A 20386-nucleotide genomic window follows, 5' to 3' on the forward strand; every position below is an offset into this window, starting at 1 on the left:
TCCCGATAGCAACGCTGAAACTTTTATCGATAGAAAGGACGAAAATTATGCGTAAGCAACTGATGATCCCCGCTCTTCTGGCCGCAAGCGTCGCTCTGGCTGCCTGCTCTACCCCGCCTAACCCGAACCTGGAACAGGCGCGCACCAACTACGCCGGCCTGCAAGCCAACCCACAGGCGAGCAAAGTCGCGGCGCTGGAAACCAAAGACGCCAGTGATTACCTGGACAAGGCCGACAAGGCTTATCTGGACAAGCAAGACGCAGCCAAGGTCGACCAACTGGCCTATCTGACCAACCAGCGCGTGGAAGTGGCCAAGCAGACCATCGCCCTGCGCACCGCTGAAAACAATCTGAAGAACGCCGCCGCCCAACGTGCTCAGGCACGTCTGGATGCTCGCGATCAGCAGATCAAACAGCTGCAGGACAGCCTGAACGCCAAGCAGACCGATCGCGGTACGCTGGTGACTTTCGGTGACGTACTGTTCGCCACCGACCGTGCCGACCTGAAATCCAGCGGTCTGGTCAACATCAACAAACTGGCGCAGTTCCTCCAGGAAAACCCGGATCGCAAAGTGATCGTCGAGGGTTACACCGACAGCACCGGTACCGCTAGCCACAACCAGTCGCTGTCCGAGCGTCGCGCCAATTCTGTGCGCACCGCGCTGGTGAAAATGGGCGTTAATCCAGCGCGCATCGTCACTCAAGGCTACGGCAAGGAATACCCGGTTGCCGAGAACGGCAGTGTCTCCGGCCGTGCGATGAACCGTCGCGTGGAAGTGACCATTTCCAACGACAACCAGCCAGTAATGCCGCGTTCGGCTGTTAGCTCGAACTAAGCTTCAGGCTGTAACGCGAAAGCCCCGCCTGACTCAGTCCGGCGGGGCTTTTTTGTGGGAGCTGAAATCGTAGCCCCTCACCCCAGCCCTCTCCCGAGGGAGAGGGGGCCGAATGGGGGATGCTGAATAGCTGCGTCGACCTGAGAGTGCTTTGCCGAATCCATAATCGACACAACCTTTCAGGTGGGCGTGTAGCGAAAGAACACTTCGGTCAGTCCCGTCTCCCTCTGGGAGAGGGTTAGGGTGAGGGCTGAACCTGCAGAATCACTGTTCCAGCTTCTGCGGGGTCTCTTCACCCATGCAGCGCACGGCTTTTTTCTGTGCGTTGATCAGCACGCCGGTCAGGCCTTTCTGCTCGGTATCGAACAGCACCAGCACGCCATCAATGCACTGCGCCACTTGCGGCGCCGGGTCGAGCGAGACTTTGTAGTCTTCGCCGGGCACGGTCTTGAGCATGGTGAACTCGTTGAGCAGCAACGCATCCTCGGGTTTGGCAAAGTGCAGGTAGCCGTAGTACCACAGCGCCCCGACGGTGCCGAGGATGCTGCAGATACCGGTGATGATCAGCGGGATGGCGTTACGTTCTTCAGTCATTGCGGACTCTCATCTTCAGAATTCGGGGGTTGCGGGTAATTGGGGATTTCGCCGAGGCGGCGCAGGCCGTTGAAATGCTCGGGATCATCGAGGTAGCGCAACATCACCTGACGCCAGACCGGGTCGCCGAAGGTCTGCACATGACCGCCACGGGTCAGTTGCAGCACACGCGGTGGCGGCGCAGCCTGATACAGACGGATGCCGTTGGAAAGCGGCACCAGTGGATCGTCGATACTGTGGAAGATCAATTTCGGCACGCCGTTGAGTTGCGGCATCGAGTTGATTGCGCTGTCACTGTCCGGCACCAGCCACGACAGGGGTACTTGAAATGGCCAGGTCAGCCATGAAGTGCTGAGCGCATATTGGCCGACGCTGCGATAGCTGGCGGGCACACCGTCTAGCACCAGCGCTTTCAGCTGTTTTTGCCGCTCGGGATGCTGCACCAGCCAATGCACGGCCATTGAACCGCCGAGGCTCTGGCCGAGCAGCACCAGAGGTTTACCTTTGACTTCCGGCGCCTTGTCCAGCCATGCAAACGCCGCGTCGATGTCCTGATAGATCGCCGGCAAACTCGGCTCGCCCTCGGACAAGCCATACCCGCGATAGTCCACCAGCAACACCTGATAGCCGTTTTTCGGCAACCACCAACTGCCGCCCAAGTGCATCGGCAAATTACCGCCGTTGCCGTGCAAATGCAGGACCGTGCCTTTGACCTCGACGCCAGGTTTGGCTGGCAGCCACCAGGCATTCAGCCTCAAGCCATCCGCCGTCACCAGCGTGACGGTGCGGTATTCGAGTTTGGCTTTTTCCGGGGTGAAAATCTGGCCCGGCTCGGGGTAGAACAACAAAGAGCTGCAACCGCCGAGGGTCAGGAGCAGGCAAATGATGCCGAGGATTCTCATTCGGTGAAACCTCGCAAAAATTCAGGTTGGAACACAGAGAGATCGTTCCTACGCTCCGCGTAGGAATGCATCCCGTGACGCTCTGCGTCACAGTGGACGCGGAGCGTCCATGGCGGCATTCCCACGCAGAGCGTGGGAACGATCGGTGTGGTATCAGAGAATATTGGAATAGTCGGCTTCGATCCGGTCCAGGCTCAAGTGATTGAGGAAGTTGGAGAAGCACATCCATGCCGACAACGCGTTCAAATCGCGGAACTGGTCCGGCAGATACTTCGGCGGCACCACCAAACCTTCATCCACCAACTGGCGCAGGGTACGCATATCTTCCAGCGTGGTCTTGCCGCAGAACAACAACGGAATCTGTTCAAGCTTGCCCTTACGCACGGCCAACTGAATGTAGTTGTAAACCATGATAAAGCCCTTGAGATAGGACAAGTCTTTGGTGAATGGCAGCCCGGTCGGCGTCGATCCACGGAAAACGCGACTGGCGTTGCCGTAGCTTTCGGCCATTTCAAAACCCTGCTCGCGGAAAAACTCGAACACCTGCAAGAAGTCCGCACCCTCCTCTACCATGTGAATGGCGCGGGTGCGGTTGGTCAGTTTGCGCAGACGGCTCGGGTAGGAGGCGAAGGTGATGATTTCCATCAGAATCGCCAGGCCTTCCTGCGTTACCGTCGACGACGGCGGGCCTTTCGACAGGAAGGTGCAGATCGGCTGATTGAGACCGTTGAGCGTGGTGCCGACGTGCACCAGACCTTCGTGGACTTCCAGCGCGCGTACATCACGATCGTTGAACATCGCGTCGGTGCGGATCTTGATGTAGTCGGCGCCCGCTGCGGCGTCGGCAACAATGCCGTCGGACTCGAACACGCGAATGGTTTCCTCGGCCTCACCGAAGACTTTGTTCAAACGGGTTTGCAGCAAGTGCACGGCGTCTTTGGCGGTGAGGGTTTTCGGCTCATCCTTCAAGTCGCCACGGCCATCGATATTGTTGAGGTAGTCGGACATCATCAGGCCAAGGTCGGCCAGGGTCGGGTCGCCGGCGTGGAAGGCATCGGAGGCGGCGCCGTACAGCTCTTGCGAGATCAGGCCGAAATCCTCGGTGCCGCGCGCTTCGAGCATGCGCACCACCATGCGGTATTCCTTGCACATACGCCGCATGATCTGCCCAACCGGGTTGAACTGGCCGAGCTGGCGGGTGATATCGCGCTCGATGTTCTGAAATTCCAGTTTGACCTTGCTCGAATCGAAACTCAGCGGCCGATTGAGGTAGTAGTCGCGATCGATCGCCGGCATTTCCTTGCCTTTGGCCTTGAGGAAACCCTTGCGGATGTTCTCGTCCCACTTGACCGCGTCGAGCACACGGATTGGCGTCTGCGCCAGCACAATGCGGTCGGACAACATGCGTATCGTCTGCTGGTAATCGTCCACCCGAAACTCCTGTAGAAAACCTGACGTAAAGAATTATTGGCCGCGGGCCTGGCGCTGGTAGCGCACGGCTTCGACAAAGACATCGGAATTGGCCGGATCGTCGAGGTAAGCAAAGACCTTGTCGAGGTTGCTGTCGACATGCACGCCGTCGCCATCGTCAGTCTGGAAGGCCTGACCGTTGAGGGCTTTTTGTCTGATCGCTTGGTTGATCTGCTCGAGGTCGAGGTTATAGACCACCAGTTCGTGTTTGTCGGTGAGTTCGAAACCGGCGATGGTGAAATGGCCACCGTACTGCGCAGGGACTTTCGCCGACAGATACCAGCGGTTCCCGTGGCGCGACACAGTGAACGGATAGGCTTCGCGTTCACGGGGCTTGGCCTTGAACCAGGTGACGGCCTGATAGCGGTCGTTGCCCAGCCGCGTCAGTTCAAGGTTCATCGGCTCGCCCCAGGCATTGGTGCTCGACCATTTGCCGAGCAAGCCCTTGGGCGCCGGGTCACTGGTAGCCAGGGGGTCCTTGAAGGTCACCAGACAGCCACTGAGCAGCAGGAACGACAAGGCGATCAGCACGCCACGCCAGGCTTTCATTCAATACTCCCTATGAACATTGGCCGCCCTCATGGTGATCGATCGTTCCCACGCTCTGCGTGGGAATGCATCCACTGACGCTCTGCGTCATGTCGACGAAGGGACGCGGAGCGTCCCCGGCGGCATTCCCACGCAGAGCGTGGGAACGATCTTGTGGTCAGACCGACGCGAGCACCAGGTGCATGTAGCGCGTCAGAATGCCGAGCATGTCCTCTTCGGCCAAAGGCTCGGCGTCGTTGAGCAGGCCCTGATATTCCATCCGTCCGATAATCGCCGTCAACACCTTGGCATCCTGTTGCGGTTCACGCGAGCCCAGCACCTGAAACAACTGGCAGGTGCCCTGCAGCAGAATCTGCTGATGTGAGCGCACCAGAATTGCCAGACGCGGGTTGAGCAGCGCTTCCTGACGGAACGCCTGTTCAGCCATCAAATGCTCGCGACGGTTAAGCAATTGCCGGTGAACATAGTCGGCCATCAACCGCGCAATGTCGTCAGCCAGTTGCGAGCGCGACTCCGGACTACCATCACCACTGACGACCATGTCACGCAACAGACCTTCATTGTTGACCCACAACTTGGCCATGTACGCCGCGCTGCGCTCGACATATTGGGCGAAGGTATCGGTGAGCAGGTCGTCGATGTCCTTGAAGTAGTAGGTGGTCGCCGACAGCGGAACACCGGCCTCGGCCGCCACGGCACGGTGGCGCACGGCGCGCACGCCGTCGCGCACGACAATCCTCATCGCGGCGTCGAGAATGTCCTGTCGACGCTGCTCACTGCCCTGTCGGCTGGCCTTGCGACCCTGGTACTGAACGCTTTCAGCGACCGCAGTGGCGATACCCGCTGCACCTTCTTGAGCGATTGCAACCATCACGACTGGACTTCCTCTGCTATTTCAAAAGTAACCAATTGATACATTTGTACCAGACAGGCAATAAAAAGCCGCCTGTTTTAGGCGGCTTTTCAACTGAAACGTTTACGCTTGCGGTCGCATGTGCGGGAACAGGATCACATCGCGGATCGACGGCGAGTTGGTCAACAACATCACCAGACGGTCGATGCCGATGCCTTCACCGGCCGTTGGCGGCATGCCGTACTCCAGCGCGCGAACGAAGTCGGCGTCGTAGTGCATGGCTTCGTCGTCGCCGGCGTCCTTGTCGGCCACCTGCGCCATGAAGCGCTCGGCCTGGTCTTCCGCGTCGTTCAACTCGGAGTAGGCGTTGGCGATTTCACGGCCACCGATAAACAGCTCGAAACGGTCGGTGACGTTCGGGTTATCGTCGTTACGACGGGCCAGCGGCGACACTTCAAACGGGTACTGAGTGATGAAGTGCGGCTGTTCCAGCTTGTGCTCGACCAGTTCTTCGAAAATCATCACTTGCAGCTTGCCCAGACCTTCGAAGCCCAGCACCTTGGCGCCGGCCTTCTTGGCGATGGCGCGGGCCTTGTCGATGTCGTTCAGATCATCGGCGGTCAGCTCAGGGTTGTACTTGAGGATCGAGTCGAACACCGACAAGCGTACGAACGGTTCGCCGAAGTGGAACACCTTGTCGCCGTACGGCACGTCGGTGCTGCCCAGCACCAGCTGCGCCAGTTCACGGAACAGTTCTTCGGTCAGGTCCATGTTGTCTTCGTAATCGGCGTACGCCTGATAGAACTCCAACATGGTGAATTCCGGGTTGTGACGAGTCGAAACGCCTTCGTTACGGAAGTTGCGGTTGATCTCAAACACTTTTTCAAACCCGCCAACAACAAGCCGCTTGAGGTACAGCTCAGGCGCGATACGCAAGAACATTTCCATGTCCAGCGCGTTGTGGTGGGTTTCGAACGGCTTGGCCGCAGCGCCGCCCGGAATGGTCTGCAGCATCGGCGTTTCGACTTCGAGGAAGTCGCGCTTCATCAGGAAGCTGCGGATGTGCGCGATCACTTGCGAACGCACGCGGAACGTCTGACGCACTTCTTCGTTGACGATCAGGTCAACGTAGCGCTGACGGTAACGCTGTTCGGTGTCGGTCAGACCGTGGTGCTTGTCCGGCAGCGGACGCAGGGATTTGGTCAGCAGACGCACGCTGGTCATTTCAACGTACAGGTCGCCCTTGCCGGAACGCGCCAGGGTGCCTTCGGCGGCAATGATGTCGCCCATGTCCCAGGTTTTCACCGCGGCCAGGGTGTCTTCCGACAGGGTTTTACGGTTGACGTAGACCTGGATGCGACCGGTCATGTCCTGAATCACCATGAACGAGCCACGGTTGAGCATGATGCGACCGGCAACCTTGACCGGGATTGCAGCCTCTGCCAGCTCTTCCTTGGTCTTGTCCGCGTATTTCTTCTGCAGATCTTCGCAGTAGTTTTCGCGGCGGAAGTCGTTCGGGAAGGCGTTGCCCTTGGCGCGCTCGGCAGCCAGCTTTTCCTTGCGCAGGGCGATCAGGGAGTTTTCTTCCTGTTGCAGGGCTTGCGGGTCGAGTTGTTGGTCGCTCATGTCTTTAGATATTCCATCAGGTTCGTTGCCCCCGGGCCTTGCGGCCCGGGGATCGCCAGCAGGCTGGCTCCTACAGGGATCGGCTTGAATCAGCCGATCCTGTAATGCGTCTTTTACAGCCCGGACTTCAGGCTGGCATAAAGGTATTCGTCGATGTCACCGTCGAGTACCTTGTCGCAGTCGCTGCGTTCGATGTTGGTGCGCAGATCCTTGATCCGCGACGCATCAAGCACGTACGAGCGAATCTGGTGACCCCAGCCGATATCCGACTTGGTGTCTTCCAGCGCTTGCGACGCGGCGTTGCGTTTCTGCATTTCCTGCTCGTACAACTTGGCCCGCAGCATTTTCATGGCGGTGTCCTTGTTGGCGTGCTGGGAACGTTCGTTCTGGCAGCTGACCACGGTGTTGGTCGGTACGTGAGTGATACGTACGGCCGAGTCGGTGGTGTTTACGTGCTGACCACCGGCACCGGAGGAACGATAGGTGTCGATCCGCAGGTCTGCCGGGTTGATTTCGATTTCCACCTTGTCGTCGATCTCTGGCGAGACGAACACCGCGGAGAACGAGGTGTGGCGACGGTTGCCGGAGTCGAACGGGCTCTTGCGCACCAGACGGTGCACGCCGATCTCGGTACGCAGCCAGCCAAAAGCGTATTCGCCCTTGATGTGCACGGTCGCACCTTTGATACCGGCGACTTCACCGGCCGACAGTTCCATGATGGTCGCGTCGAAACCGCGCTTGTCAGCCCAGCGCAGGTACATGCGCAGCAGGATGTTGGCCCAGTCCTGGGCTTCGGTGCCGCCGGAACCGGCCTGGATGTCCAGGTACGCGTTGTTCGGGTCCATTTCATGGCTGAACATGCGGCGGAATTCCAGCTTGGCCAGATTTTCCTCGAGACGGGCCAGCTCGGCGACGACATCGCCCACTGCGCCTTCGTCGTTTTCTTCGACGGCCATGTCCAGCAGGTCGCGGCAATCGGCCAGACCGCCGTTCAGTTCGTCGAGGGTATCGACGATCTGTGCCAGCGCGGCGCGCTCGCGGCCCAGTTCCTGGGCGTATTCAGGTTTGTTCCAGACGCTCGGATCTTCAAGCTCGCGATTGACTTCAGTCAGACGCTCATGCTTTTGATCGTAGTCAAAGATACCCCCGAATAGTTTCGGAGCGCTCGGACAGGTCCTTGATGGTGTTCAGGATCGGGTTGATTTCCATGACGGGCAGCACTCGTTGGCGAACTTTTGAAAGCCGGCGAGTATAACGTAATCAGGCTGTGACGGCAGCCCGTCTGGCGGGTGTGGGGATCATTAAAGCCTTTGCCCTCACCCTAGCCCTCTCCCAGAGGTAGAGGGGACCGATTGGGGGATATTTGAGAGGTACGCCGACGTGAAAGGGCTTGGCTGAATCCGGAAATGCCAAGCTTGCAGATCCATAATCGACTCGGCCGATCAGGTCGATGTACAGCGCCAGACACCTCGGTCGGCCCCCTCGCCCTCTGGGAGAGGGCTGGGCGGGCGGCGTTCCGATGAGGGAAAGGGCGTTACTCGATCCCGACCTGATTACGCCCGTTGTTCTTGGCCAGGTACAGGCCCCGGTCCGCCGCCGAAATCAGCAACCGGCAATCACTGCCCGCCTGCGGCACCATCGTTGCCAAACCAATACTGATCGTCAGGCTCGCGCCTTCAGCCGGGGCGTTATGCGGAATATTCAGCGCGGCCACGGTCTGACGCAATTTCTCTGCAACCAGCCGCGCACCACCCGGCGAGGTGTTCGGCAACACCAGCACAAACTCTTCCCCGCCATAACGCGCAGGCAGGTCCGATGGTCGCGCGCTAGCGTCACGGATCGCCGTGGCGACCTTGCGCAGCGCTTCATCGCCTTCAACGTGACCAAAACTGTCGTTGTAGGACTTGAAGTAATCAACATCGATCATCAACAACGACAACTGGCTCTGATCACGCAGCGAACGGCGCCACTCCAGCTCCAGGTATTCGTCAAAGTGGCGGCGGTTGGACAGCCCGGTCAAGCCATCGGAGTTCATCAAGCGCTGCAACACCAGATTGGTGTCGAGCAATTGCTGCTGACTGACCCGCAGAGCGCGGTACGCGGCATCACGTTGCAACAACGTCATGTACGAGCGCGAGTGATAGCGGATGCGCGCGACCAGTTCGATGGTGTCCGGCAGTTTCACCAGATAATCGTTGGCCCCGGCGGAGAACGCCGCGCTCTTGATCAGCGGGTCTTCCTTGGTCGACAGGACGATGATCGGAATGTCCTTGGTCGCCGGGTGATTGCGGTATTCGCGCACCAGGCTGAGGCCATCGAGGCCGGGCATCACCAGGTCCTGCAGGATCACCGTCGGTTTGATCCGCACGGCTTGGGCGATTGCCTGATGAGGGTCGGAGCAAAAGTGAAAGTCGATGTTCTCTTCGTTCGACAGCCCACGGCGCACGGCTTCGCCGATCATCGCCTGATCGTCCACCAACAACACCATGGCGGCGTTTTCGTCGGTTTTAATGTCGTCGATCTGTAAGTCATTCATGGGCGGTCACCTGAGTACTGCGGGGGCCAGGATTGCGGATAAACCTGTTCATTTTGGGAAAACCTCCAGCAATCGTGGCGCTATCTTTTCCAGTGGACGGATTTCAACGGCAGCATCAATAGCCGCAGCAGCCTTGGGCATGCCGTACACCGCACTGCTTTGCTGATCCTGCGCGATGGTCAAGTAGCCCTGTTGGCGCATGAGCTTAAGCCCTTGCGCCCCGTCGCGTCCCATCCCGGTCAATAAAACCCCGACGGCGTCGCCATTCCAATAACTGGCGACACTCTCGAAAAACACGTCGATCGAGGGCCGATAGATTTCGTTGACCGGCTCGGCGGTGTAGGCCAGCGTGCCGTTTTTCAACAAGCGGATATGGTGATTGGTGCCGGCCAGCAGCACCGCGCCCGCTTGCGGCGGTTCGCCTTCGCGGGCCAGACGCACATCGAGGCCGCTGGCGCTGGCCAGCCATTCGGCCATCCCGGCAGCGAAGACCTGATCGACATGCTGCACCAGCACAATGGCCGCCGAGAAATCCTTCGGCAAGCCTTTGAGCAGCACTTCCAGTGCCGCCGGCCCGCCTGCGGATGAGCCGATCGCCACAAGCCGCTGACAGGAACCAGAGCTGCGCTGGGCCGTCGGTGCCGGACGCGAACGTTGCGGCTTGTCGCCGATCAGCCAGCCAATATTGAGGATCTTGCGCAGCAATGGCGCCGCGGCTTCCCGAGCATCACCGGCACCGAGGGCCGGGGTATCGACCACGTCCAGCGCGCCGTGGCCCATGGCTTCAAAGACCCGATGCACGTTCTGCTGGCGATCGACCGTCACAATGACGATGGCACACGGGCTTTCAGCCATGATCCGGCGCGTGGCTTCGACGCCGTCCATCACCGGCATGATCAGATCCATGAGGATCAGATCCGGGGTGTTTTCGGCGCACAGTTGCACTGCCTCGGCGCCGTTGCGGGCCACCCAGAGCACTTGATGCGTTGGCTCGAAGGCCAGCGCTCGGCGCAGTGCTTCCACCGCCATGGGCATGTCGTTGACGATTGCGATCTTCATGCCCGCGCTCCTCCGATAAGCTCGACCACTGCGTCGAGCAGGGCGTCGTCATGAAAACTGGCTTTGGCTAAATAGTAGTCCGCCCCGGCATCGAGTCCACGGCGGCGATCCTCTTCCCGATCCTTGTACGACACGACCATCACCGGCAGCGATTGCAGACGATTGTCGCGGCGCAGCAGGGTGACCAGTTCGATGCCGTCCATGCGCGGCATGTCGATGTCGGTGATCAGCAAATCGAAGTCCTCCGAACGCAGTGCGTTCCAACCATCCATGCCGTCCACCGCCACCGCTACGTCGTAGCCGCGATTGAGCAGCAGTTTGCGTTGCAGCTCGCGCACGGTCAGCGAGTCGTCGACCACCAGCACCCGTTTACGCGCAGCTTCTGCGGCCTGATTGCCGTGGCGGGCGATGCGTTCAAGACGCCCGGTATTGAGCAGTTTGTCCACCGAACGCAGCATGTCTTCGACGTCGACGATCAACACTACCGAGCCGTCGTCGAGCAAAGCCCCGGCAGAGATGTCCTGCACTTTGCCCAGACGCTCGTCGAGTGGCAAGACCACCAAGGTGCGCTCGCCAATGAAGCGCTCCACGGCAACGCCATAAACCGCATCGCGCTCGCGGATCACCACGACTTTGAGAGTTTCGCCGCTGTTCTGGCTGGCCGGACGGTTAAGCAACTGGCTGGCCGCGACCAGCCCGATGTGCTGGCCTTCGTGCCAGAAATGCTGACGGCCCTCGACCTGCACGATGTCTTCCGGGGCCAGATCGCACATGCGTTCGATGTGCGCCAGCGGGAAGGCGTAGGCCTCTTCGCCGACTTCCACCACCAGACTGCGCACCACCGACAAGGTCAGCGGCACTTCCAGATGGAAGCGACTGCCCTCGCCCGCCGTCTGTTCCAGCACCACGGCGCCGCGCAACTGGCGGACCATGTGTTGAACGGCATCGAGGCCGACACCCCGGCCAGACACCTCGGTGACGGTGTCACGCAAGCTGAAACCGGGGAGGAACAGGAACGTCAGCAGTTCTTCTTCGCTTAACTGCGCCGCCGTTTCCGCTGGGGATAACTGCCGCTCAATGATGCTGCGGCGGACCTTTTCCAGATCGACGCCGTTGCCGTCATCGCTCAATTCCAGCACCAGCAGTCCGGCCTGATGCGAGGCACGCAGGCGGATCAGACCCTCTTCGGATTTGCCTTTGAGCAGACGCTGCTCCGGGGTTTCGATGCCGTGATCGACGGCATTGCGCAGCAAATGGGTCAGCGGCGCTTCGAGCTTTTCCAGCACATCGCGATCGACCTGGGTTTTCTCGCCTTCGATCTCCAGGCGTACCTGTTTGCCGAGACTGCGGCCCAGATCACGGACCATGCGCACCTGACCGGTGAGGACATCGGCGAATGGCCGCATGCGACAGGCCAGCGCCGTGTCGTAGAGCACTTGCGCACGCTGACTGGCCTGCCAGGCGAATTCGTCCAGCTCGGCGTTTTTCTCGCTCAGTAGCTGCTGGGATTCGGCGAGCAAACGGCGCGCGTCTTCCAGGGCTTCCAGAGCTTCAAGGCTCAGCGCGTGCTCCTTGAGGTGGACGTTGAGATTTTCCAGCGCCCGCAGACCGTTGTTCTGCATACGTTTGAGGCGTTGCATGGTCGCCAGATGCGGCTTGAGCCGCTGGGTTTCCACCAGCGATTTGCTCGACAGATCGAGCAGGCTGTTCAGGCGCTCGGCGGTGACACGCAAGACACGCTCGCCACCTTCGGTGGAGCGTTTGCTTTTGCGTGGCGTCGGCTCGGAGGGCTCGACCGGCGCGTCCATGACCGGAGCTGGCGCGGGTTCAAAGACCGGCGGCGCTTCAAGTTGCAACTCGGCCATCGGCGGTGCAATCAGCGTTGCCGGCGGTGCCGACGGATCGAGCAAACCCGCCATCAACGCCACGTAAGCTTCAATATCGCTCGCTTGCGGCGCATTGGCTGGCGTGGCGATGCGCATCAGCAAATCGGTGCCCTGCAACAACGCATCAATGTGCTCGGGCCGCAGCAACAACCGCCCTTCCTGCGCACAGACCAGACAATCTTCCATGACATGAGCGACGCTGACGCCGCTGTCGATACCGACTATCCGCGCCGCACCCTTGAGCGAGTGCGCCGCGCGCATGCACGATTCCAGTTGATCGGCCTGGGTCGGATTACGCTCCAGCGCCAGCAGCCCGGCGCTGAGGACTTGGGTCTGCGCTTCGGCTTCGAGACTGAACAGCTCGAGCAGCGAGGCGTCGCGCATTTGCTCGGGGGTCATGTGAGGCTCCGGGTCACGGCGGACAACAGCTGTTCTTCATCCAGCCAGCGCAAACTGCGACCGCGATATTGCAGAACGCCACGGGTGTATTTGGCACTGGCTTGCGCGCCGGACTGCGAGGCGGCATCGAGAATGCGTTCGTCGATGGCGTGAATGCCGTCAACTTCATCCACCGGCACCACCACCGGCCCGCCATGCGCAGCGATGATCAGCATGCGCGGCATGATTCGCGCCCCCGTGGCCGGCGCGGCGTTGCCATCCAGATCGAGCAGTTCGACCAGCGACAGGCACGCCACCAGCGCGCCGCGCACATTGGCCACGCCGAGCAAGGCGCGCGAGCGCTGGTGCGGTAACGAGTGAATCGCCTGCAGCGGTGCGACCTCAACGAGACTGCGCGTCGCCAGCCCCAGCCATTCTTCGCCGAGACGGAACATCAACAGCGAGCGGGTTTTCACATCGCTTTCCACGGCGATCGCCACCGGATCACGCTCATCCTGCTGCAACGCATAACGATCAAGCAGGCGCGTGGCGGCGGCGGAATACACCGAGCAATTGCGGCAATGAATATGCTCTTCCAGCAGCGGGCAGGACTTGTCGCCATGAATGCCGATGCGGTTCCAGCAATCATCGATGGCCCGGGCATCTTCGTGGGTGACGTTAAAGGTGTCGGACGGGATCATCGTTTAAGCTCACTGTCGGCGGTGCGGCCGCTGCGGGCGGCGCGCTCCTGCAATCGTCTGGCACCCGCCGTGTCGCCCTGAGCCTGTAGCAGCGCAGCCAGGTGCATCAACGCTTCGGGGTGTTGCGGTTCGAGGTACAACGCTTTGCGATAGAAACCCTGCGCTTCGAGGGTCAGGCCGGCGACATCGCTGAGCAGGCCGAGCCAGTAAAACACTTGGGCCACCGGCTCGTGGCTGCGCAAATACTGTTCGCAGGCAGCGCGGGCCTCGGCACTTTTGCCTTCGTTGGCCAATGCAGCGATGTTGGCCAGCAGGGTCGCCGCGTCCGGGTTGGCGCTTTTGCTGGCGGTCGGCAGTGGCGTTACGGCGGCAAACGGTCGAGTGCGCACCGGTGCTGGCGGCGTGCTGCGAGGCGGTTGGCTGACCGGCACCACGACGGGCTTGGGCGTTGGCAACGGCTCGGGGTGCGGATCACTGTGGCGACTGAACGCAAACGACTGCGGGATACCGATTGAACGCATGCCCAAACGTCCGAGCAGACTGCCCTCGGCCGGGCCGATAAACAGCACGCCGTCGAAATGAGTCAGGCGTTTGAGCACCTCGAACACCAGTTTTTGCGTTGGCTGATCGAAATAGATCAGCAGGTTGCGGCAGAACACGAAATCGAACGCCGGCTCGCTGGCCAGCAGCGTCGGATCGAGCACATTACCGACCTGCAAACGCACCTGCTCACGTACGTTCTCGTTGACCCGATGGCCTTCTTGCTCAGACGTGAAATGCCGGTCGCGAAAGTCCAGATCCTGACCGCGAAACGAATTCTTGCCATACAACGCACGCCGCGCTTTCTCCACCGACAGTGGGCTGACGTCCATGCCGTCGACCTTGAACTGATGCGGTTTGAGCCCGGCATCGAGCAAGGCCATGGCGATCGAATAGGGTTCTTCGCCGGTTGAACATGGCAGGCTGAGAATACGCAGCGCACGCATGTTGTTCAGCTCGGCGAGGCGATTGCGCGCCAGTTTGCCCAGCGTGGCGAAGGATTCCGGGTAACGGAAAAACCACGTTTCCGGGACGATCACTGCTTCGATCAGCGCCTGCTGTTCGTCCCGCGAGCCTTGCAATAACTGCCAGTACTCATCGGCATGCGCGGCTTGCGAAAGTGTTGTGCGCTGGCGCACGGCGCGCTCAATGATCGCCGGACCCACCGATGTAACATCGAGGCCGATGCGTTCCTTGAGGAAGTCGAAAAAGCGCTGATCGCTGCTCATGACTGCGCCTCAAGCTGCGCCGGATTCAGCGGCGGATCGGGGAACAGCAAGGCGCGCACGGCGTTATCGAGCAAGTCCTTGACCCGCACCCACTGCACCAATCCCTGGGCGTCTTCGCGCACCGGGCCGAGGTAAGGCGCCTCGCGGTTGTCGAGGCCATAAGGCTGAAATTCCTGCGGATGGCAACGCAGGGTGTCGGTGGCCTGTTCGAGAATCAGCCCGAGCCATTGCGCCGGTTGCGACTCTTCAGGCTGGTAGTTGACGAGCACAAGACGCGTACTGGTGCGCGCCTCAGCGGGATGGCCGAAGGTCAACGCACTGAGGTCAATCACCGGCACTACCGCGCCACGATAGGCGAACACCCCGGCGACCCATTGCGGTGCCCGGGCAATCGGCTTCAACGGCAGGCGCGGCAGCACCTCCGCCACTTCGGTAGCGCGCAAGGCGTAACGCTCGCTGCCGATGCGAAACAGCAGAAACAACGCCGGCTTCGCCACTGGTGCAGCGCCGCGTTTGGCGATGATGTCGCTCATCAGACTTTAAATCGCGAAACGCCACTGCGCAGCCCGACGGCCACCTGGCTCAGTTCGTCGATGGCGAAACTGGCCTGACGCAGCGACTCGACCGTCTGGCTGCTGGCGTCGCCCAACTGCACCAGCGCATGGTTGATCTGCTCGGCGCCGGTGGCCTGGGCCTGCATGCCTTCGTTAACCATCAACACCCGCGGCGCCAGCGCCTGAACCTGGTGGATAATCTGCGACAGCTGTTCACCGACCTGCTGCACTTCGGACATACCGCGACGCACCTCTTCGGAGAATTTGTCCATGCCCATGACACCCGCCGACACCGCCGACTGGATCTCGCGAACCATTTGTTCGATGTCGTAGGTGGCGACCGCGGTCTGATCCGCCAGACGTCGCACTTCCGTGGCGACCACGGCAAAACCGCGACCGTATTCACCGGCCTTCTCGGCTTCAATCGCCGCGTTGAGCGACAACAGGTTGGTCTGGTCGGCAACCTTGACGATGGTCACCACCACCTGGTTGATGTTGCCGGCCTTCTCATTGAGGATCGCCAGTTTGGCGTTGACCAGATCGGCCGCGCCCATCACCGAGTGCATGGTGTCTTCCATGCGCGCCAAGCCTTGCTGGCCCGAGCCGGCGAGCACCGAGGCCTGATCGGCAGCGGTGGACACTTCGGTCATGGTGCGCACCAGATCGCGCGAGGTTGCAGCGATCTCACGGGACGTAGCCCCAATCTCGGTGGTGGTCGCGGCGGTTTCGGTGGCGGTGGCTTGTTGTTGCTTGGAGGTGGCGGCGATCTCGGTCACCGAGGTGGTCACCTGCACCGATGAGCGCTGCGCCTGCGACACCAACGCAGTCAGCTCGGTCATCATGTCGTTGAAGCCGGTTTCGACGGCGCCGAACTCGTCCTTGCGCTCAAGGTTCAGACGCGAACTGAGGTCACCGGTGCGCATGGTTTCGAGAATCTGCACAATGCGGTTCATCGGCGCCATGATTGCGCGCATCAACAACAAGCCACACAGGCCGGCGGCCAGCACGGCGACCAACAGGGAAATGAACATGCTGACTTTGGCGGCAGCCACGGCATCGTCGATATTGTTCATGGCCTGATCGGCGACTTTCTTGTTCTCGCCGATGATGTCGTTGAGCTTCATGCGCCCGGAATACCAGGCCGGCGTGAGCTTGTCGTGGAACATCTTGACCGCATCCGCTTCCAGATTGCGTTTGTGCAGATCCAGCACGGCATCCTGAATCTGGATGTAGGCGTCGTGGTACTTCTCGAACGCGGCAAACTCGAGACGATCCTCGTCGGTCGCCATGGTCTTGCGATAGTTCTCCATCTGCTCCTGCAGACGCGCCTCGAACGCCTTGTAGTCCGCCGCGTCCTCGCTGGAAATCCCCTGGCCCTCCTTGAGCCCGAGCAGCTCCTGAGTCTGCAGATAGCTGTCGACCCAAGCGCCGCGAATCATCGAGCTGTAATAGACGCCGGGAATCGCGTCATCTCGCACGCTGTTTTCACTGGCCTCGATCTTCAACAGCCGTGAATACGAAACGACGACCATCAGCAACATGATGGCGATAATCACCGCAAAGCTCGCCAAAATGCGTTGGCGCAACGTCCAGTTCTTCACAGTGATTCCTCGTGCCTGATCGAAATGCGGGGAGTATAGCCGAGGGCGGTGTTTCATTTATAAGACGCTTTTTAACCCTCGGGCCTGTCCGGCGGGATTGGCGGGAAGGCTCTGGGGTGGGACTGTCCGACAACTCGGGGTTGCCGTGCCAGTGGGGTAATAGCAAAAAGGGGCGATGGAATGGTCATTGCTGTCGCTGTGCGGCGGAAAATGCCTTCGCGAGCAAGCTCGCTCCCACCTTGGAACGCAATACCCTGTGGGAGCGAGCTTACTCGCGAAGGGGGTCAGCCGGGTTTACGCCGATGCGATGCGCACCTGCTTCTCCAGCTCCGACTTCAACCCCGGCTCCAGCTTCAACTGCCGCGCCAGTTCATCGAGATAGCTCTTCTCCATAAAGCTCTCCTCATCCACCAACATCACACTGGCGATGTACATTTCTGCCGCCATCTCCGGCGTACTCGCAGCTCGGGCGACGTCGGTCGGGTCGAGGGGTTTGTTGAGTTCGGCGTGCAGCCAGTGCTGCAGTTCCTGGTCGTTATCGAGTTTGGTGAATTCGCCTTCGATCAGTTCGCGTTCGCGGTCATCGATGTGGCCGTCGGCCTTCGCGGCAGCGACCAGCGCCTTGAGAATGGCCTGGCTGTGTTGTTCGGCCTGCGCCGGTGGCAGACGATCAAGGGTCTGCGGTTCACTTTGTGGGGCGGTGCCTTTCTGCGCGTTGTAGTTGCCATAAGCCTTGTAAGCCAGCACACCCAGCGCCGCGAGGCCGCCGTAAATCGCGACTTTGCCGCCAACCTTGCGCACTTTCTTGTTACCAAGCAGCAAGCCCATCGCGCCAGCCGCCAATGCACCACCACCTGCACCTGACAGCAGACTGCCGAGGCCCCCGGAGCCTGAAGCGCCGCCGAGCAAACCGCCCAAGCCACCGGCAGCCGGTTTGTTCTGCGTGCCACCGGCCTTGTTCTGCAACAGATCCTGGCCGGACTTGAGCAGTTGATCGAGCAATCCACGGGTGTTCATGTCACGCCTCCAAACCAAGGGTATCCGGCTTTATAAGGCCTTCAGCCTAGTTCGAAAGTGCCCACGACCTGCCAGTGAGTGTGCTTCCAGATATTGCAGCTCTTCCTTGTGCGCCATAAATTGAAGAAGCCCACCCACTGTGTTCAGTCATCAAGGCATCAGAACAAAATCGTCAAACACCCAGGCAACGTTACCTCGTGCGACAAGCTCCAATCTCTTGATATTCAACCCTGAGAACTCAATAACTCTGTATGGCCTATCGAGTCTGACTTGTCCGAGATAGAGGCCGTCTTTGTCATAAAAATGAACTTCGCCATAGCTATTCAGGGGTTGATTTGCAACGAATTTGAAGCTCACCTTTTGGCATGGCCGAATGAACGTAATATCTGCTTTCTCTTGCGCCACCACATACCAATGAAGTTGTTTGCCAGGCTCACCAGTGCCTATTTCCGCGTGTGTAGAGATAGCCGGATTAGCAGGCCAAACCGCAGTCGTCAACAGTTTGAAGGTAAGAACCGGTGTAACCAGCACCTCACCTGCCCTTCTGATCGTCCGAGAAAGCTCATTATCAAAATTCTCTGTCAACAATGTCTTGACCGTATAGATCCTCTTCGGAAACTTCACGACCTGCTTGCCATCAGGGCTGCCCGAATAATTCACGCTCATACCGATGCTCAGCTGGCTTGCGTCACCCAGCGTGAAAAGCCAATCCAATGGTATTGAACGGCTCAGCCCTGAAGCTGGAGCAAGAATTCCCTTGTCCTCGAAACTCGTCACTTTTCCATCGCGGTCTGTACCGCTGTAAATGAGCGAGACTGGTTGGTTTTTGACTTGATGTGGCCACTGCCCGACATCCAGAAGCGTTTGCGCGTGCAGTTGCGTGACGTCCAGATCGCCACCATGCGCATCACCGATAATCGGACTCGGCAGGTCAGGATGGTAGTCCGTAATGGGCCCGATAGTGGCCGCAAGTATTGGCGATGTCTGAATCGGCTTGTCACCGCGCAGGTGCACAGAACTGAGCTCCACCAGCTTGCCGAGATTCGCCGCAATGAATGCACTGTCGAGTTGAAAGTTGGCCCGACTGTAGGAGTTCAGCGGCTTGGCCTCAAAGGTTGGAGATCCCGCTCCCGCGGCGCCCTTAACGATGAGGAGGAATTTTTCGTCCGGGCCCGGAAGATAACCGACGATTTCGACCCGACCCGTAGCACCTTGCAGATTGGCAGAGTCCAGTGGGTCGAGAACTCGTTTGACCGATTTTAGCAACTGCGGCGCAAGCAAAACTGGCAACCCCTCGCCCTTTACTTTGGCAGTGGTGACTGCCGAGTTGCCGACCGAGGCGCCCTCTCTGATAAGTGTGTAGGTCACCGACACGACACTACCAGCGATAACGCTCTTGTTCTCGATCTTTAAAATGCTCGGTTGCTTCTGCCCGAACTGGTCTTTGCCGACGGTGCCCGTGGCCGTAACGACAACGTCCGGGTTGCCTGTGACTCTTGCGGTGAAGGTGGCAAAGATCAAATCGCCAAACAGGAAGCGCGGATCACTGGTGAGTACAACGATCAGCAAGTGTTCACCGAGCTTCTCAAGTTCAATATCCGGATCATCGTCGGGACCATCAAGGGTTTCGCGCAACAAAGCCTTGGGCAATCGGTTACCCGCCAAATCCACATCAATGGTTTGCACAGCCGACCAGAGTGAGTCCGGATCGGGATTGTTACCCAACTGATCGGTAACCGTATAAGAGATGCTGAATTTCGGGTGATCCCCGGCCCTTTCCAAGTCTGCACGGGTGACGCTGAAACAGACCTTGACCGGATCACTGGAACCCGGATCTGGCGCCTGAGTCTCGGTGACATAGTGGTACACATCATGGCCGTTGAGGTTCAATCGAATGCAGTCAAAAGCACGGCAATATGGGTAAGAAACGCACACTTGGGCACCAGCGGCAGGAAAGTCCGGGCCAACGCCGTTGCGCAATGCATCGGACAGGATCAACTCGAGCTCGGAATGTTCGCCGTCTCCTGGAGTGGTGTCTTGATTACCGGGACGGACCTTGTTGTATAGCAACTCCAGCGGTGGCTCGGAGGTGCCAATGTTTCCACTGCCCCGCTTCACGGTACAGGTGATCCGGTTAACAACATCGGGAAGCAGTAACTTATGGGGAATGTGCAGTGTTACAGCATCGTCTTCGGCGAGCGTCTGCACACTGTCGATGCCGGGTTGACCATTCTGATTCAAAAACACCGTATCGCCCCGTCGCTGGTTCAGATACGGACCGAAGACGACTTTTGCGCCTTTCGGCGCCAAATCATAGATGCGCAATGGAACACCCAAATGCGCGCCTTTGACCGGTCGTGTGGCTTCTGGCAGATCAGGTGGACTCAACGCCAGCACCTGATTGTCCACCTCCATGACACCTGACATCAGCTCATCACTTTGTGGCAAACAAGTCGGAGCTACCGGTTCTGAGCTATCAGACTGCCCGGTGGGGATCGTGTCCATGTAAATCTCCTATCGCAAATTGAACGCCAGAAATTTCTGCAATCAGTGAGC

General features: G+C 59.5%; 17 protein-coding genes. 1 reads left to right on the top strand and 16 read right to left on the bottom strand.

Annotated elements, in window-relative coordinates; genetic code table 11:
* The first annotated feature begins 47 nt into the window (after window positions 1-47).
* On the top strand, window positions 48-836 hold the full coding sequence (locus FGA82_RS22895) for an OmpA family protein (protein WP_141128848.1): 789 nt from the start codon (window positions 48-50) through the stop codon (window positions 834-836).
* 264 nt (window positions 837-1100) lie between these two features.
* Here the strand turns inward: FGA82_RS22895 and FGA82_RS22900 are convergent, their stop codons facing one another.
* From FGA82_RS22900 to FGA82_RS22980, 16 genes are all read right to left on the bottom strand, one after another.
* Complete coding sequence (locus tag FGA82_RS22900) at window positions 1101-1430, bottom strand: hypothetical protein (RefSeq protein ID WP_034154859.1); 330 nt, start codon at window positions 1428-1430, stop codon at window positions 1101-1103.
* On the bottom strand, window positions 1427-2332 hold the full coding sequence (locus FGA82_RS22905; protein ID WP_141128849.1) for an alpha/beta hydrolase: 906 nt from the start codon (window positions 2330-2332) through the stop codon (window positions 1427-1429). The genes FGA82_RS22900 and FGA82_RS22905 overlap by 4 nt, the downstream gene beginning before the upstream one ends.
* 153 nt (window positions 2333-2485) lie before the next feature.
* Window positions 2486-3736, bottom strand: a complete 1251-nt coding sequence (locus FGA82_RS22915; RefSeq protein WP_171057349.1) for a flavohemoglobin expression-modulating QEGLA motif protein — start codon at window positions 3734-3736, stop codon at window positions 2486-2488.
* Between the two features lie 60 nt (window positions 3737-3796).
* A complete protein-coding gene (locus tag FGA82_RS22920) occupies window positions 3797-4351 on the bottom strand; it encodes a hypothetical protein (RefSeq protein ID WP_141128852.1) in 555 nt (184 codons plus the stop codon).
* A gap of 157 nt (window positions 4352-4508) precedes the next feature.
* A complete protein-coding gene (locus FGA82_RS22925; RefSeq protein ID WP_141128940.1) occupies window positions 4509-5222 on the bottom strand; it encodes a TetR/AcrR family transcriptional regulator in 714 nt (237 codons plus the stop codon).
* Window positions 5223-5327: 105 nt separating this feature from the next.
* Complete coding sequence (gene lysS, locus FGA82_RS22930) at window positions 5328-6830, bottom strand: lysine--tRNA ligase (RefSeq protein ID WP_016983551.1); 1503 nt, start codon at window positions 6828-6830, stop codon at window positions 5328-5330.
* A gap of 113 nt (window positions 6831-6943) precedes the next feature.
* Window positions 6944-8039 (bottom strand): peptide chain release factor 2 gene (prfB, locus tag FGA82_RS22935; RefSeq protein WP_102900567.1). Its coding sequence is split into 2 segments (ribosomal slippage): window positions 6944-7966 and window positions 7968-8039, totalling 1095 coding nucleotides; the frame shifts between segments, so codons are not numbered across the junction.
* 325 nt (window positions 8040-8364) lie between these two features.
* Window positions 8365-9366 (bottom strand): response regulator, encoded by a 1002-nt coding sequence (locus FGA82_RS22940; RefSeq protein WP_141128853.1) that lies wholly within the window; start codon window positions 9364-9366, stop codon window positions 8365-8367.
* 48 nt (window positions 9367-9414) lie between these two features.
* Complete coding sequence (locus tag FGA82_RS22945) at window positions 9415-10425, bottom strand: chemotaxis response regulator protein-glutamate methylesterase (protein ID WP_141128854.1); 1011 nt, start codon at window positions 10423-10425, stop codon at window positions 9415-9417.
* Window positions 10422-12710 carry a hybrid sensor histidine kinase/response regulator gene (locus FGA82_RS22950; RefSeq protein ID WP_141128855.1) on the bottom strand — a complete coding sequence of 763 codons (2289 nt, stop codon included), beginning with the start codon at window positions 12708-12710 and terminating at the stop codon, window positions 10422-10424. Before FGA82_RS22950 ends, FGA82_RS22945 begins: the two co-directional genes overlap by 4 nt.
* Entirely contained in the window at window positions 12707-13390 is a 684-nt protein-coding gene (locus FGA82_RS22955; protein WP_141128856.1) for a chemotaxis protein CheW, read from the bottom strand. The genes FGA82_RS22950 and FGA82_RS22955 overlap by 4 nt, the downstream gene beginning before the upstream one ends.
* Window positions 13387-14658, bottom strand: a complete 1272-nt coding sequence (locus FGA82_RS22960) for a CheR family methyltransferase (RefSeq protein WP_141128857.1) — start codon at window positions 14656-14658, stop codon at window positions 13387-13389. Before FGA82_RS22960 ends, FGA82_RS22955 begins: the two co-directional genes overlap by 4 nt.
* Window positions 14655-15191 (bottom strand): chemotaxis protein CheW, encoded by a 537-nt coding sequence (locus tag FGA82_RS22965; protein WP_141128858.1) that lies wholly within the window; start codon window positions 15189-15191, stop codon window positions 14655-14657. The genes FGA82_RS22960 and FGA82_RS22965 overlap by 4 nt, the downstream gene beginning before the upstream one ends.
* On the bottom strand, window positions 15191-16813 hold the full coding sequence (locus FGA82_RS22970) for a methyl-accepting chemotaxis protein (RefSeq protein ID WP_141128859.1): 1623 nt from the start codon (window positions 16811-16813) through the stop codon (window positions 15191-15193). The genes FGA82_RS22965 and FGA82_RS22970 overlap by 1 nt, the downstream gene beginning before the upstream one ends.
* A gap of 294 nt (window positions 16814-17107) precedes the next feature.
* The gene (locus FGA82_RS22975) at window positions 17108-17830 is read right to left on the bottom strand and encodes a tellurite resistance TerB family protein (RefSeq protein WP_141128860.1); all 723 of its coding nucleotides are present in this window, start codon (window positions 17828-17830) and stop codon (window positions 17108-17110) included.
* 150 nt (window positions 17831-17980) lie between these two features.
* Complete coding sequence (locus tag FGA82_RS22980; RefSeq protein WP_141128861.1) at window positions 17981-20335, bottom strand: hypothetical protein; 2355 nt, start codon at window positions 20333-20335, stop codon at window positions 17981-17983.
* Between the last annotated feature and the right edge of the window lie 51 nt (window positions 20336-20386).

It is taken from the genome of Pseudomonas fluorescens (assembly GCF_005938625.1).
Taxonomy (GTDB): domain Bacteria; phylum Pseudomonadota; class Gammaproteobacteria; order Pseudomonadales; family Pseudomonadaceae; genus Aquipseudomonas; species Aquipseudomonas fluorescens_BD.

Bases quoted from the DNA above. Each gene is read 5' to 3' on its own strand.
- FGA82_RS22925 (WP_141128940.1), bottom strand. From the start codon at position 5,222: ATGGTTGCAATCGCTCAAGAAGGTGCAGCGGGTATCGCCACTGCGGTC.
- FGA82_RS22895 (WP_141128848.1), top strand. From the start codon at position 48: ATGCGTAAGCAACTGATGATCCCCGCTCTTCTGGCCGCAAGCGTCGCT.
- FGA82_RS22950 (WP_141128855.1), bottom strand. From the start codon at position 12,710: ATGACCCCCGAGCAAATGCGCGACGCCTCGCTGCTCGAGCTGTTCAGT.
- FGA82_RS22920 (WP_141128852.1), bottom strand. From the start codon at position 4,351: ATGAAAGCCTGGCGTGGCGTGCTGATCGCCTTGTCGTTCCTGCTGCTC.
- FGA82_RS22965 (WP_141128858.1), bottom strand. From the start codon at position 15,191: ATGAGCGACATCATCGCCAAACGCGGCGCTGCACCAGTGGCGAAGCCG.
- FGA82_RS22945 (WP_141128854.1), bottom strand. From the start codon at position 10,425: ATGAAGATCGCAATCGTCAACGACATGCCCATGGCGGTGGAAGCACTG.
- FGA82_RS22960 (WP_141128857.1), bottom strand. From the start codon at position 14,658: ATGAGCAGCGATCAGCGCTTTTTCGACTTCCTCAAGGAACGCATCGGC.
- FGA82_RS22900 (WP_034154859.1), bottom strand. From the start codon at position 1,430: ATGACTGAAGAACGTAACGCCATCCCGCTGATCATCACCGGTATCTGC.
- FGA82_RS22915 (WP_171057349.1), bottom strand. From the start codon at position 3,736: ATGTTGTCCGACCGCATTGTGCTGGCGCAGACGCCAATCCGTGTGCTC.
- FGA82_RS22955 (WP_141128856.1), bottom strand. From the start codon at position 13,390: ATGATCCCGTCCGACACCTTTAACGTCACCCACGAAGATGCCCGGGCC.
- FGA82_RS22940 (WP_141128853.1), bottom strand. From the start codon at position 9,366: ATGAATGACTTACAGATCGACGACATTAAAACCGACGAAAACGCCGCC.
- FGA82_RS22975 (WP_141128860.1), bottom strand. From the start codon at position 17,830: ATGAACACCCGTGGATTGCTCGATCAACTGCTCAAGTCCGGCCAGGAT.
- lysS (WP_016983551.1), bottom strand. From the start codon at position 6,830: ATGAGCGACCAACAACTCGACCCGCAAGCCCTGCAACAGGAAGAAAAC.
- FGA82_RS22980 (WP_141128861.1), bottom strand. From the start codon at position 20,335: ATGGACACGATCCCCACCGGGCAGTCTGATAGCTCAGAACCGGTAGCT.
- FGA82_RS22905 (WP_141128849.1), bottom strand. From the start codon at position 2,332: ATGAGAATCCTCGGCATCATTTGCCTGCTCCTGACCCTCGGCGGTTGC.